Raw genomic sequence first — 14,820 nt, forward strand, 5'->3', positions numbered from 1 at the left:
GTTATTAATAAACTATCGGGTTATAAGAACGTATTACTGGGAACAGGTCAAGATTGATATCCTGCTTAATAGGGAGGCAAGAGTCGGCGGAATTTTAGGGCTTGAGCGACGATGCAGGTATGTTCCGTATCGTCAGAAACCATTCCTTTGTCAAAGAAAAAATGATGCCTGGTAATATTTGGATAAATCTGGCGTTGTCTAGGTTTTGATCATCCTGCACCAGGAAGTGCCAACACCTGTGCAACGGCTGTACCCAGCAAGCCGCCGATCATTGAATCGGTTGGGTTAGCCATGACAGGTAAGGAGAGGATTAGATTGGGCGCGATCGCAACATTGGTTCTGACGGTAACCACTCTTCTCCTATCCCTGACAGGAACAGGGTTTGCCGCTATCTGGTGGCTTGTAACCATGGCGTACTCTTATCGGAGCTTGTTACCTTGGAGAGTAGAAGGGTGATTAGCACTACCAGACGATAAGCTCATCAGCAGTAACAGGCTATCCCTTAATCCTACCAATGTAATCGGGTGAGCCTGAGAATTAGTGTAAATTGGCAGGACGTGTCTTCCCAATGACGAATAATAATCTTTTGCTTGATTTTCTACTACCAAACGTGACGCGATCGCGACCCATGAACCTACTCAAGTCTTCTAGGCAAAGACAAGTCTTCATTCAACAACTGTTCACCCTAATCAACCTAGAGATTGGAGTAGATTTGTGGCAATTGTAATTTCATTTATTAACTTGAAGGGAGGTGTGGGTAAAACAACAACCACCGTCGCCGTTGCTGAGATGCTGGCTGGAGTATTCCATCGCAAAGTTTTGGTTATTGACCTTGATCCGCAAACCAATGCCACATTAATGCTGATTGGCGAAGAACGATGGGAAGAACTCAATGAGAATCGTCACACCTTAGCCCAACTATTTCTGGATGCGATCGCGCCAGAACATCCTAAGTTTCATCTCCAGAAAACCTTGCAAAAGCAAGTCTCTAATGTTAAAGACTTAACCAGTTTAGACTTGCTTCCTTCAAGTTTAGATCTAATCAATGTGCAAGATAGGCTAGCGACTATTCCCGCCGGACGCTTTTATGCCGCCAGTCCGATTAACATTTTGCGGCGCGGAATTCGCGCCATTATTGACCCCTATGATTATATTCTCATCGACTGCCCACCTAATTTAAGTATTGTGACACTCAATGGGTTACGAATTTCCCATGGTTATATCATTCCCACCATTCCGGATATTCTCTCAACCTATGGAATTCCCCAAATCACCAAAACTATTCATGAGTTTTCCGAAACCATCGCTGAACCGATTGTTCCTTTAGGGATTGTCATCTGTAAATATAATGCCGGAATGACACTGCACGATCGCGTAATTAAGGATTTACGTCGATACAGTAAAGACGCCCGTGTCTTTGAAACCCAAATTCCGCACAAACAACAAATTGCTGAAACCGTTGAATTCAATCATCCCTATAAGTTTTCAACCTTGCGACAAAAATGGGGATATGCGGGTCAGTTTGAACAATATCTCAATTTAGCCAAAGAGATCAGAATGGCGGCGAGTCAAATTATCAAAGATAAGCCGTCTCACTCCAGTTGAACTTGGAGAAATTGAATGAGCCTTGACAAACTTACAGCGTTGATCAAACTCCTGGAAGAAATACTTCCCGATACCCAAGCTACTCTGACCAAATACCAACATGATCCTGACTTTGCCGAAGAGATTGATTCGTTATTTCAAATTTTATCGACAAAAAAGCCATCTCCCGCGAAAAAGCGCCGCACTCGCCGACGTACCAGTGCTTTTGACCCGGTTGAACTCTATCACCAAAAAGGAGAGAAACACTTACGCGAACAGTTGCAACAACTTGAGGTTGAACAACTCAAAGACATGATTGCCGAACATGGGATGGATTCCAGTCGGCGGGCAATGCGCTGGAAAAAACGCGATCGCCTGATGGAGTTGATCGTCCAAACCGCTAGCTGTCGCGCCCGTAAAGGCGATGCCTTTCGCTGAGAGAGAGCGATTCTTATTTCTATCGTCAGGGTACGGCTCGTTCTACAATAGTTTTCTGGTCTAAAAATTTTAAGTTAATCCGTCTTTTCAAATCTTATGCCTATGTTTCCCATTCATCGTCCTCGTCGTCTCCGCCAAACCAGCCAGTTGCGTCGCATGGTGCGTGAAACTGTTGTCACCACTAGCGATCTCATCTACCCCTTGTTTGCTGTACCCGGTGAGGGAATCGCCCAAGAAGTCAAATCCATGCCGGGAGTCTACCAGTTATCGGTAGACAAAATCGTGGCAGAGGCGAAGGAAGTTTACGATCTGGGGATTCCGTCGATTATTCTATTTGGTATCCCGGATAATAAAGATGTCGAAGCCACGGGCGCATGGCATGATTGTGGAATTGTCCAGAAAGCCGCCACAGCGGTTAAAGAAGCTGTACCTGAGTTGGTGATTATTGCTGATACGTGTTTGTGTGAATACACCAGTCATGGACATTGTGGGTATCTGGAAGTCGGCGACTTAAGCGGACGGGTTCTCAACGATCCCACCTTAGAACTCCTGAAAAAAACCGCCGTCTCTCAAGCCAAAGCTGGTGCGGATATTATTGCCCCATCGGGGATGATGGATGGTTTTGTCCAGGCAATTCGGGCAGGATTAGATGAAGCTGGATTCCAGGATACGCCGATTCTGTCCTATGCGGCGAAGTATTCCTCTGCCTATTATGGTCCGTTTCGGGATGCAGCCGAATCACCACCCCAATTTGGCGATCGCTCTACCTATCAAATGGACCCCGCCAACAGCCGGGAAGCCCTCAAGGAAATAGAACTGGATATTGCTGAAGGGGCAGATATGCTAATGATTAAACCCGCATTAGCGTATATGGATATTATCTGGCGGGTGAAGGAAGCCACAAATTTACCCGTTGCTGCCTACAATGTATCGGGTGAATATTCCATGGTGAAAGCCGCCGCCCTGAATGGCTGGATTGATGAACAAAAGGTGGTGATGGAAACATTAACCGGATTCAAGCGATCGGGCGCTGACTTGATTCTGACGTACCATGCTAAAGATGCTGCCCGTTGGCTACAGGATTAATTTATCAAGTAAGTAGGGGTACGACATATCGTGTCCCTACCGTGGAATTATGGCAGAATTCCTTCGACATCACTTTTGAGTTTGGGTAGCTCATGTTCTACAATTGATACCTTCATGAAGCAGCAGCAAGGCGTTCTCGAATACTAGGTGAACGAAAGCCCAAAACAATATCTTGTTTGGGTATACCTCGTTGAATGAGTTTCTGGTCAATGACAATCTCGGTGCTATTGTGCTGAATCCAGACTTTGCCATCAATAATATCTAGCTGCATGGCACAGCCGTAGATGCGGTAGTCTCCACGCCAACCAACGTGCATTACTAAATAATGATTGCGCTCAAAATCAAAAATCAGTTGTGCTTCGGGATCATCTGTCGCAAATTCTTGCAAGAATTCACGCACGATTTGGCGATATTCATCTACTCGATCCATTGTTCGATAACCTCCTGCGTAGGGTTGTATACAATTAGGCGAATGTCGTAGCGTTCAATTACAGTTTTAGCTGGCTCGAAACGTAGAAACGTTTGATAAACATCTTTGGGGACAGCCAGATAAAGGATGCGATCAGGTTCTTCTGAGGCTTCTAAGGCAATTCGGTAGTTTAAGCATTGACCGAGGTGTCGATCCCCCTAAATCCCCCTTAAAAAGGGGGACTTTGATCGACTGTACTTTATTACAGCGAAAAGCACTGTATCTTTTGCCATTACCGCCATCCCAACCAACGCAACACAGGAACCAGCAGATAATAACTCACGCCTAACCAAAAGCCTAGGGTAATACCAAGTAAACCAAAAAAACTAATGGTATTGATAAAATCTAACCAACTGCCATCGGAGAAGGAAAAGATATGAACTAATACCTCCAACGGCAATATATTTAACCGAACTAAGCCGGAAAATAGCATACCTGTACCTGCTGCGGCTACGGCGGCATGAACCAGGTAATGACTGGGTAAACCTAATCCTAACACCAAGGGAATAACTGCAATAGCTGTGACTAAACCCAGTAACCGATCCGCGATCGCATAAGATAGCGATACCTGCAAAAAATCCCCCAATCCGGTCAATTGCTGCCTAGCCAAAGCGGAGATCGACGCCTGCCAAATAAACCAACCCACACCATACCCAAAAACCCCGGTTATCCCAGCAATAATCCGCCGTTTCTGTTGACCGAATCCTCCCGACTCCGTTAATCCCCAAGCCGTCCCCAAACCCGCACAAGCGAACATCAGCAGTTCCCGCCAAGGGATAATCTGAATTTCGGGAACGATGAGAGTCCATTGTCCGATCATCCAAGCCGCAAAGCGATCGCCTATAATCGTCCAGTTAATCAAAGCAAATCCAGCAGAAGCACCAAAGGCTGCACCGATTCCCGCCATCACCATTACCCAAGTGGTATCTAAACAAGCCAGAACTATGCTGATAAAGACTCGCCACACCCAGCGCACTAAACTAACAATAATTTCAGCGCAGGTAATCAGAACTCGTATAGAAATCTCTTGTGCTGTTCCTGCGGCTTTAGCCAGTGCCGGCAATAATGAGGATGATGAAGAAGACGATTTTCTGTTAAAACGGCAACTGACAACCAAACGCCGTTGAATCTCGGCGGCTTTAGTGGGTCGATGGTGAGGATCAAGGCGAATCATACTATCGAGTAAGTTAGCTAAACCCCGACGGACTTTAGTGCGATCGCGCCAGTGAAATTCACCCGTAACCGGATCTTGTAAATCCGCTAACTCTTGACCCGTAAGTAATTGAATCATGGTACGCCCTAAGGCATAAAAATCAGCCCTTGGTCCCACCACATCCCCTGCAATCTGTTCAGGGGGACTATAACCCGGAGAAATTAAGCGGGTGGAACGATTCTCTGTCCCCACAGGGATCGCGCCAATTTGTTTCGCGCCGCCAAAATCAATCGCCACCAGTTGACCAGTTTCCTCGCGCACCATTAAGTTCGAGGGTTTAATATCCCGGTGAATAATTCCCAAATCATGTAACTCCTGGAGAATATCAGCCGCTTGGTACAGCCAATTCATAATCAACATCTCCGGACACCCCTGAGGGTAACGGTTTAAGATCGCCTCCAGCGTCTGACCATTTATTTTTTCCATAACCAGACAAGGGAGTACCCGCTGTTGGCAGGATCTCAGACCTACAGTAAAATAGGCACCAGACTCCACTTTAGGCACACCCGGATGGTTCAGACGTTGCAATACGGCTGCCTCTTGTTCAAATAGCTGCAACGCCTTGGGTGACGTTTCTACCAAAAGTTTCAAGACTTTTTCCGTTTGATCCTGCTGATCCCAAACCGCATAAATCGCCGCAAATCCCCCTAAACCCAAACGCTGGAGAGGAACGTAGCGATTATTTAGTCGCAGCATCGATCCACAACTGCTACAAAACTTAAAGTCCCCAGATTGAGGATAAGGACGGGGGCAGTCAGGATTAATACAATAGACCGACTCTATAAATGACTGATGCACGATCACCAGCGATAGACGGTGCCTCTCGATTTTACACAATAAATTCCCCAGTCTTTTCAGTTATGGGGACTCAACGCCTTAATTAAAATTAAATAGTCTTTGAATATATTTTTCTATTCTATCATGCCATGGAGCTTTCCATTTTAATCTATAAAAGCTTAGTTGTAGGCTTCGTTGAGTCCGGTAGCCTACATTAACCCATCTACCTTTGTCGAGTAGGCGTCTCCCTTGCCCCGTAGGATGGGCAGGATACCCACCTGATCCGAAAATAATAGTTCTGCCAAAAGTAAGGATGCCTTCTAGCAAAGTCCTTCACTTTTTTCACGATAAGAGTTTATGATTTGCGCTTTTTGGCAATTTAAAGACAATAAAAACTCCAAATATAAAACAAACATATACTATTGTCTACCTGTAGTATAAAGATTGTGTATAGATTTTTTTACTTTATGAAAATCAAGAGTAATTAATGTTATTAATTTAAATAAGCAAATCGATTGTGAAGTTTAGATGAGTCATAGTCGATTTCAGTGTGTATGCCGCTCCTTGTGGTCAGCGATCGCGAATAGCTATCAAACGATGACTGCTTTCTGGAAACTAACTGATTACACTGATTAATCCAAACGTTATGCAACTAGAAACCAACCTCGCTGGGACTGACGATACATCAATGATCAGCATGCAACATAATCACAATCTTCCTCATCAAGACCATCCAGGCAAGCAAACCGAACATCTAGAACTATTGGATTTAGTCCCTCATTCAGCCGCAACTCATGTCGCTATAAACGATGGGTCATGGTTTGATCCAAATACATGGCAGCAAGGTCAGGTTCCTGGAACTGATGCTAAAGTCGTCATTTCTGAAGGTGTTCATGTCACCTACGACGCTGAGAGTGACACTCGTCTAGAAACCGTGCGCGTGGACGGAACATTGGAATTCGCCCACAATCGCAACACCAAAATCGTCGTAGACACATTCATCGCATCACCCACAAGTATATTGACGATTGGTAGTGAAGCAAACCCGATTCAAGCCAATAAAACTGCCCGAATTGTCATTGCCAACGATGGAGAAATTGATGTCAATTGGGACCCCACACTCATTAGTCGTGGCGTTATCACTCACGGTCAAGTTAGAATCCATGGTGCAGAGAAACTCGATTTTATCTCGCTGCAAACAGACGCCTCAGCCGGTGATAATGAACTGGTGTTAAATCTGCCCGATGGCATGAATACACCTGCTGGCTGGCAAGTTGGGGATCAATTAGTCTTAGGTGGAACATCCTACAATCCCAACGGTTCGGATGAGGATAACAGTCGGTTCCAAGATGAAGTGTTAACCATCACCGAAATTAACGGAAACCGGATCAAATTTACCAACAACGACATTACCTCTGGTGATAATACCGTACTCCGATTTGACCACGAGCGCCCCGCAGGATTTGAGGGCGAGGACTTAAACCTTTACATCGCTAATACCAGTCGGAACGTTATCTTCGAGACCGAAAACGCTGAAACCTTACCCACTCAGCAACGGGGTCATGTGATGTTCATGCACAACCCGGATGTCGAGGTACAAAACGCCGGATTTTACAACCTGGGACGAACCGATAAAAATAGGTTGATTGATGACCCAGGAGAAAATGTCGATGGTTCACCGGGTTACGGAACCAATCCCCGTGGGCGATATGCGTTGCATCTGCATCGCACCGGGGCGGAAGATATCAATAGCACCCCCTCTCTAGTCAAAGGTAACGCTATTGTCGGTAGTCCGGGATGGGGAATTGTACATCATGACAGCCACGCCGTCTTAGAAGATAATGTGGTCTTCGATGTGGTTGGGTCTGGAATTGCCGCAGAAGCCGGAAATGAACTCGGTGCGTGGCGCAATAACATTACCATCAAAACTACAGGCGATGACCGTCCCCAAGCCGACTTTGACGGTTCAGACCGCGTCCCTCTGTTTGATATGGGCTTTAACGGCGAGGGGTACTGGGTGCAAGGCGCTGCCCAAGTGGAAATGGTCGATAACGTTGCCATTAGTGCTGCGGGCGGTGGGATTAATATCTTTAATGGCGTGGATGGAATCTCTAAGGTTAGAGAGGCTGACACGGTTGCGGTTGATAACCTGTCACCGGAATTACAGCCAGTCCTGTCTCAGGCTTCCTATGATAATGACTCAGACACTCTTGATGTCACCAACGTGCCACTGCGTCGTTTGTCCGGTTTCGAGAGTTATAACTCCGATATGGGGATGATTTTCTGGAACCATATGCGGAATAATGATGGTCAATTGGGCTTTCAGGGGCCAAATACAAAAGAAGCCCATGATGTTCGCTCATTAGTGGATAATTTCAAACTCTGGAATATCTATGGTGAAGGCATCTTCACTCAGTACAGCAGCCAGATTGATTTTGTCGATGGGTTAATTGTCGGAGACCCTGATAACCCTGTTCCTTTCAAGAGAGGTATAAATGGGAATGGTCGTGGGTATGGGATTGGTCTGAATCCGCTTTCTCAAGACCTTCTGTTCAAAGATATCCGTGTCGAAGGATTTGAACATGGCGTGAAGCTTCCGTGGGAAGGTCCGAATGACGGAGGCGTACCGTTTCTGGGTTCACGCATTGAAGACAGCTATTTAGCGAATAATACGCACAATCTATCCAAACAGAAAAGTTTTGGTGATTCGGAGACATTCCCCGATTACTTCGAGGTTGTTAACACCACCTTTGAGGTGTCGCCGACGAACATTGCACCAGTAGCTAACTTTAACTACGAATCAGTGGGCAATCAAGGAGTTGTCTTGTTTGATGCCAGTGCATCTTTCGACAGTGACCCACCGGATACATTAGAACAGACCAACGAGGCGATCGCAAGTTATGGTTGGGATTTTGATAATGATGGCAGTATCGACGAATTCGGTCGCCAAGTCAATCACCAATTTGACCCAACAGGTTCTCACAATGTCAGCCTAACGGTTTGGGATAGCCAAGGCGCAACAACCACGGTAACTCAACAGATTCAGGTCACCCCAACCGCCTATACCAACCTAATTCTCGATAGCGACTTCAGCGATTCTGGTGAATTTGCCGGACCAAACTGGGGTATTGACCATAAACGAAATGATCAAGGTTGGCAAGGAACGGGTTGGTCACGCAATTCCAACATTGGTGATGGAGGTGCAGCAGTTTTTGATGCAGACTCGCGGGGGACAGGATTAGGACAAATTTTTCTGGACAACAACCTGCGTCGGGGTCAACAGACTCTGAGTTTGGATATCAAGAATACAGAAGGAGATGACCGAGCCAACGAGATTACTGTGCGCCTCTGGGGAGTTGATGGAGAATTTGACGGGGGGATTGGTTCTGATGGACCGACTCAGGTTGGGGCGATTCCGATGAACCGAACCCTGTTACTCGAAGAAACAGTTGGGGGTTCTACCTTTGACTGGACAAACGTTGAGTGGGATGTAGACTTTGGTGATGGTCATCAGTTTGTAGTCTTCAGCGTTAATGCTGACAAGAAGACTTCCGATAGTGATTTCATTGCTGTTGACAATGTGGTTCTGGATAGTCCGGCGATTAATCCTCCTCCCACCAATGGTAACGGTACAGGGTTAACAGCCGAATACTACAATAACCGCGATTTTACCGACTTAGCCCTAACTCGCACCGATGAAACTGTGGACTTTAACTGGGGTTCAGGTTCACCCGATGCGGCGATAGACGCCAATACCTACTCGGTACGCTGGACAGGTTCAGTGGCACCTTTGTTCTCAGAAACCTACGAATTTTTCACCAATTCTGATGATGGTGTACGCCTGTGGGTAGATGACCAATTATTGATTGACAATTGGACAAATCACGCTGCTACAGAAAATAGTGGCACAATTGACCTGCAAGCGGGTCAACAGTATGACATCCGCATGGACTACTACGAGAACTTTGGCAAATCGGTGGCACAATTGTTGTGGTCTAGTGAGAGTCAAAGTAAGGAGATTATTCCTGAATCTCAGCTTTATTCCCCTGCTGTTGATACTCCTAGTCCAAATATTAGTGGTAACGGTACAGGGTTAACAGCCGAATACTACAACAATCGCGATTTTACCGACTTAGCCCTAACTCGCACTGATGAAACTGTGGACTTTAACTGGGGTTCAGGTTCACCCGATGCGGCGATAGATCCCAATACCTACTCGGTACGCTGGACGGGGTTTGTGGAACCGCTTTATTCCGAAACCTATCAGTTCAAAACCTCTTCTGATGATGGGGTGCGATTGTGGGTAAATGACCAGCTACTGGTTGATAATTGGACAGACCATGCGGTTACCGATAATCGTGGCACAATTGACCTAGAGGCGGGACAACAGTATGAAATTCGCATGGAGTACTATGAAAACCGAGGAAAATCGGTAGCACAATTGGCTTGGTCAAGTGCGAGTCAATCGGAGGAAATTATTCCTCAAAGTCAGCTTTATGCGGCTAAGTCCAGTGATTTTTCAGTCAATGCAATGATGCATAATACGGCTGTTTCTTTGACAACGGTTGCGTCAGGAGGTGACGAACTTTTAGGCAATACAGGTGTTGAGGCTTTCGACAATGGTGGACATTCGCATCTGCTTGTAACTGAAGACAATGGTAGTCAAGAGAGTTTTGATCTTGCAAGTGGACAAATGACTTTAGCTAGTCATCAAGATGTATCAGACTCGTTTACTGCTAGTGAAGTGACGCCGATTAATCTGACAAACAGCATCGGTATCGGAGATCCTTTCACGAATGAGACTGTTGAATCTCTGATTGAAATGCCTCAAGCTGAACTGCTGACGGTTCCAACGCTTGTGTAATATCAGATTCGGTTTAGTTTAGGCGACGAGGGTGATAAGTAGTCGGACAAAAGAAAAGGGTACTGTATTAAGTGCAAGTGTCCACCTACTTAATAGGGCACGGCAATGCCGTGCCCCTACCATAACGGCAGATTGGGTAGGGGTATTGCGCCTATCGTACCCTGATCTATATATCATGATCAGCGTGAGAGCATGTCAGGGAAAGCATACGCTGCCCAAGCTTCAGCCAAAAGAAAATCTAAGGTAGTCACTTGACAAAAAATTTGTTCCATGTTATTGATGTATCTATCATACAGTAATCACAAATACAAAATAAGTTAAAAATGCAAAAGAATATAGTTTCTAAAATATCGAAAAAAATTAATAGACTGCAAAAGCATTATTTTTTGAACTATAGAGACTTGAAAATTCAGTGGATTCACAAGATCGAACAACCTGTAATACTGATTAGTCAAATAGAGAGATCAGGCGGCACTTTGCTATCTCAGTTATTTGATGGACATCCGCAGGTCTATGCTCATCCCTGGGAATTTATGTGGGATGTACCTCCTAAACACATGGGTATGTGGCCCAACTTGCTAAACAATGATGAAACTATAGACTTTAAAAAAGTACTGGAATTTAAAGAGAAATTTTGGATTACAAGATATGTGAATTTGGGATTTTATCAAAAAAATTTGAAAGAATTAAAAAAAAATCCCAACGCTCCAAAATATCCATTTATATATGACATACATTTGCAGGAAAGAATATATAATAAGCTGATAAAAGAAGAAAAAATAACCAACCAGAGACAGGTATTAAATTGTTATTTAACATCATTTTTTAATGCTTGGATAGATTATCAGAATATATACACACCGAACAAAAAAATAGTCACAGGATTTACTCCAAGAGTTGTAATGAATACCGAAAATTTAGAACGGTTTTTTAAGGATTATCCCGACGGTTATTTATTGACAAGTATTCGTCATCCAGCCAGTTGGTATTCTTCAGTTTTTAAGCGTGGCTATCTATAGCAATCCTAAATAGGATGCAACAAGTAGACGGCTTGAAATCAAGGTATAGCAAGGGTTTCAGTTTTGAAAATTGCCACAATCAATTTAGGATTGCTATAGAAAAGCGAGGTTCTCTTGAAAATGTCATAGATCTGTGGAAAGAAAGTGCTAAAGCTAGTTTGAATGCAAAAAATAAATATGGTGATAAGATTATTATTGTTCTTTTTGAAGATATAGTACAAAAAACAGAATTAGTGATGAATTTTATATCTGAAATTGTAGGAATTAAATTTAATGAAATATTGACAAGTCCAACTTTTAACAGTATTCCTATAGCATCAAATAGTGAATACAATTCTTCTAATGTAGTAGATGAAGAAGTAGTGAGTAGATACAAAAAAATATTGGATAATAACACTATAGATGAAATTATATCTATGACACATTCAGTTTACAATGAATGTTTAGAGTTTGAAATTAAGTAGTCGGACATTAATCCCGAAGCCTTTTAATATTCGCTCTACCCAACCTACTTGAACTCCCCTTCAACTCTTCTAGGTGAAATCCTCATATACACTCCCCTGCGGGTACAGCACGGGGCTTCTCACCGCACAAGCTAACTATGGGGATCTAAAGCGTCTCTTAAACCATCTCCGAGTAAATTAAAGGCTAAAACAGTTAGGGTAATAAACAAACCAGGAAACAAAATTGTCCAGGGAGATGATAAAGAATAGCCGCCCTTAAATGCATCGGATAACATCGTTCCTAATTCCGGCGTGGGAGGTTGTGCGCCTAACCCTAAAAAGCCTAAACCCGCTGCTTCTAAGGTAGCCGTACCAATGGAAAGCGTCCCTTGCACGACTAAAGGACTCAAGCTAGCGGGTAAGATATGATAAACAATGATCCGTCCTGGCGTCGCACCAAACGATCGCACGGTTTGCACAAAGTCCTGTTCCCGCAAGGATAGCACCATACTGCGAGTCAAACGGATGAAAATGGGGACTTGCACCACACCCACAGCAATCATCACACTGGCGATACTTGGACCGGTTACCGTGACGATCGCGATCGCGAGTAGAATTGAGGGAAAGGCTAACAGAATATCGGTGAACCAGCCAATCACGGTTTCTAACCCGCCTCGAAAATAACCCGCGATTAACCCCAACACAACTCCCACAATTAACCCTAATCCCACGGAAACTAAACCGATAAATAGAGACGTGCGTAACCCATACCATACCAGGTCAAGAATATCTCGTCCTAAACCATCGGTGCCAAACCAATGATCCAAGCTGGGAGGTTGTAACCGGGCGGTATAATTGCGATCGGTTGCTGGGTTATAAGGATTGAGAATCGGTGCTAACAACGCCATTAGGATGATGGTGAACGTGATTAAAAGACCAATTTTGCCGGATGTTGATTGCCTAAATCGTTTAATGGCGTTGTTTTCCATGGATACAGGAAAGATGGGGGAGATGAAACATCTGTTGTAGGGGCGGGTTTTACCATTAACATTTGATTTGCACCCTGATGTTACTAAACCCGCCCCGACTAAATAACGAATGACCAATGACGAATGACGAATGACAAATCAATAATGATTGCCTGATTTACGGTGGTGTACAGCCGTCATCCCCGTTGATTGCAATACTTTACCATTATCGACAATCGCATAGATTAACCAGTGATCGCCGCAATCCATCCGACTCTGCACTGTACATTCTAAATAAGCCAGGGCATCTTTGATAATCGGACAACCATTTTCCGCTGTTTCCGTCTCTAACCCCGCAAATCGATCGTCCCCTGGCGCAAAGGATTGTAAAAAGTGTCGCCTTACATTCATCCCTTCTTTTAAGATATTCAGGACAAAACTATCTTCCGTATGCGTCAGAGACTCAACAGCCCGATCTTTGGCGATCGCAACAGTAATCCCTGGCGGATTGAATGAGGCTTGCGTTACCCAAGAGGCTAACATCCCACTGCGAACATTCCCACGCTGCGCCGCGACAACACACAATGATCCGACAATTCGTCCCACCGCCTGCGCTGTTCGATCAATTTGGGCGCTGCTGACGGCTTGTTTGGGGGCGCGGAATTTCTTGGATTTTTTCAGCGCCTGGGCAAAATCTATGCCGACTTCTTTACAATATTGAATCGTCTCGTCATCAGGTTTAAATTTAACCCGAATCGATTCAAACCCTAATCGATACCCTGCATCTAAAAGTTTGCTTTCAATTTCATCAACGGCTTCGCCACTCCAGCCATAGGAACCAAACACCCCAGCTAGTTTGGTTTTCGCGGCATTGGAGAGGACAATCCCTAACGCCGTTTGCACTTGAGTGGGGGTATGCCCACCCAGGGTAGGGGAACCAATTAAAAAGCCATCACAGCGTTGAATCGCGGCTTCAATCTCCCCAGGTTCGGCAAATTCACAGTTAATCGATTCGACGGCTGCACCAGTTTTGGTAATTCCTCTGGCGATCGCTTGGGCTAATGTGGCAGTATTCCCATAAGCTGATGCATAAATTAATGCTATTGTCAAGTCCTGTTCAGTCTGCTGCTGACCCCATTGGCGATAGTCATGGAGGAATCGACTGAGGCTATAACGGACAATTGGACCATGACCTGGGGCGTACATTTTCGCCGAGAACGTGGCTAGTTTGTTCAGGGCGACTTCAACTTGTCGCGCTTGGGCAGCATGGAGACAATCATAATAGTAGCGTCGGTCTTCGTCTAGGCGTTTCCAGTTTTCATCAAAGAGTTCATCGCCGCAGACATGGGCGCCGAAGAGTTTATCGGTAAATAGGATACGACTTTGGGGGTCATACGTACATTGTCCATCGGGCCAACGAGGTGTGGGGATGGGAATGAATTGTAGCTGATGATTTTGACCTAAGTCTAAGGTTTCCTCGCCTTTGGGTACCCAAACATTGCATTGGTATTCTCGTAAGGCATTTTGTAACGCCACCGCCCCGGCTTTAGAACAAACAAAGGTGATTTGGGGGGCTAATTCTAGTAAAGCTTTCAGCGTTACCATTCGGTTGGGATTGACGTGACCTAAAATCACATAATCCAATTGCTGTACATTTAGGCATTGCTGTAATTGAGTCAGGAAGATTTCAGTAAAGGATTCCCCTGGCGGATCAATCAGCGCTGTTTTATCGGCTTGAATTAGATAAGAGTTGGCGGTTGTACCCCGTTGTAGGGAATATTCTACCTCAAACTTGAGTCTATCCCAGGTTCGCGATCGCAAAACCGTTGTATCCGTTCCTTCAATGGCGGCGACTTGGACATCACGGGGTTTAATATCAGGTATTGTAGTCATAGATAATCAGTTGAACGAAATTAATGTTGACGTTTTAGTTTAGGGAAAAGGGAACAGCCAAGAACA

At 44.8% G+C, this 14,820-nt stretch carries 11 protein-coding genes and 1 pseudogene; 6 read left to right on the forward strand and 6 right to left on the reverse strand.

Annotation, left to right across the window (positions count from 1 at the left end; genetic code table 11):
* Positions 1-209 precede the first annotated feature (209 nt).
* A complete protein-coding gene (locus tag RH949_RS31035) occupies positions 210-410 on the reverse strand; it encodes a hypothetical protein (RefSeq protein ID WP_044210957.1) in 201 nt (66 codons plus the stop codon).
* 304 nt (positions 411-714) lie between these two features.
* Here RH949_RS31035 and RH949_RS31040 point away from each other — a divergent pair, with 304 nt between their 5' ends.
* The 3 genes from RH949_RS31040 to hemB all read left to right on the forward strand — a co-directional run bounded on the left by RH949_RS31040 (position 715) and on the right by hemB (position 3,108).
* Positions 715-1,605, forward strand: coding sequence for a ParA family protein (locus tag RH949_RS31040; protein WP_044210955.1), 891 nt, complete (start codon positions 715-717; stop codon positions 1,603-1,605).
* A gap of 15 nt (positions 1,606-1,620) precedes the next feature.
* A complete protein-coding gene (locus RH949_RS31045) occupies positions 1,621-2,022 on the forward strand; it encodes a hypothetical protein (RefSeq protein WP_006105916.1) in 402 nt (133 codons plus the stop codon).
* Positions 2,023-2,124: 102 nt separating this feature from the next.
* Positions 2,125-3,108, forward strand: a complete 984-nt coding sequence (gene hemB, locus RH949_RS31050; protein WP_446358612.1) for a porphobilinogen synthase — start codon at positions 2,125-2,127, stop codon at positions 3,106-3,108.
* Between the two features lie 112 nt (positions 3,109-3,220).
* Here the strand turns inward: hemB and RH949_RS31055 are convergent, their stop codons facing one another.
* The 3 genes and pseudogenes from RH949_RS31055 to RH949_RS31065 form a co-directional block, all read right to left on the reverse strand.
* Positions 3,221-3,538, reverse strand: coding sequence for a XisI protein (locus tag RH949_RS31055; protein ID WP_006105914.1), 318 nt, complete (start codon positions 3,536-3,538; stop codon positions 3,221-3,223).
* Positions 3,526-3,714, reverse strand: a pseudogene (locus tag RH949_RS31060) (element excision factor XisH family protein); the annotation flags it as partial. The pseudogene RH949_RS31060 and the gene RH949_RS31055, both read right to left, overlap by 13 nt.
* A gap of 95 nt (positions 3,715-3,809) precedes the next feature.
* Complete coding sequence (locus tag RH949_RS31065; protein WP_446358614.1) at positions 3,810-5,588, reverse strand: serine/threonine protein kinase; 1,779 nt, start codon at positions 5,586-5,588, stop codon at positions 3,810-3,812.
* 676 nt (positions 5,589-6,264) lie between these two features.
* Between RH949_RS31065 and RH949_RS31070 the strand changes: the two genes are divergently transcribed.
* From RH949_RS31070 to RH949_RS31080, 3 genes are all read left to right on the forward strand, one after another.
* Positions 6,265-10,431, forward strand: a complete 4,167-nt coding sequence (locus RH949_RS31070; protein ID WP_446358616.1) for a PA14 domain-containing protein — start codon at positions 6,265-6,267, stop codon at positions 10,429-10,431.
* Positions 10,432-10,754: 323 nt separating this feature from the next.
* Positions 10,755-11,450, forward strand: a complete 696-nt coding sequence (locus tag RH949_RS31075) for a hypothetical protein (protein WP_446358618.1) — start codon at positions 10,755-10,757, stop codon at positions 11,448-11,450.
* Positions 11,451-11,464: 14 nt separating this feature from the next.
* On the forward strand, positions 11,465-11,914 hold the full coding sequence (locus RH949_RS31080; RefSeq protein WP_446358620.1) for a hypothetical protein: 450 nt from the start codon (positions 11,465-11,467) through the stop codon (positions 11,912-11,914).
* A gap of 131 nt (positions 11,915-12,045) precedes the next feature.
* Here RH949_RS31080 and RH949_RS31085 read toward each other — a convergent pair whose 3' ends face one another.
* Together RH949_RS31085 and RH949_RS31090 are read right to left on the reverse strand one after the other, a co-directional pair.
* Positions 12,046-12,882: an ABC transporter permease gene (locus tag RH949_RS31085; protein WP_446358622.1), complete on the reverse strand. Its 837-nt coding sequence runs from the start codon at positions 12,880-12,882 to the stop codon at positions 12,046-12,048.
* A 138-nt stretch (positions 12,883-13,020) separates the two neighbouring features.
* Positions 13,021-14,754: a diflavin flavoprotein gene (locus tag RH949_RS31090; RefSeq protein WP_446358624.1), complete on the reverse strand. Its 1,734-nt coding sequence runs from the start codon at positions 14,752-14,754 to the stop codon at positions 13,021-13,023.
* Positions 14,755-14,820: the final 66 nt, after the last annotated feature.

This window comes from Coleofasciculus sp. A1-SPW-01 (genome assembly GCF_040217205.1).
GTDB classification, from domain to species: Bacteria; Cyanobacteriota; Cyanobacteriia; order Cyanobacteriales; family Coleofasciculaceae; genus Coleofasciculus; species Coleofasciculus chthonoplastes_A.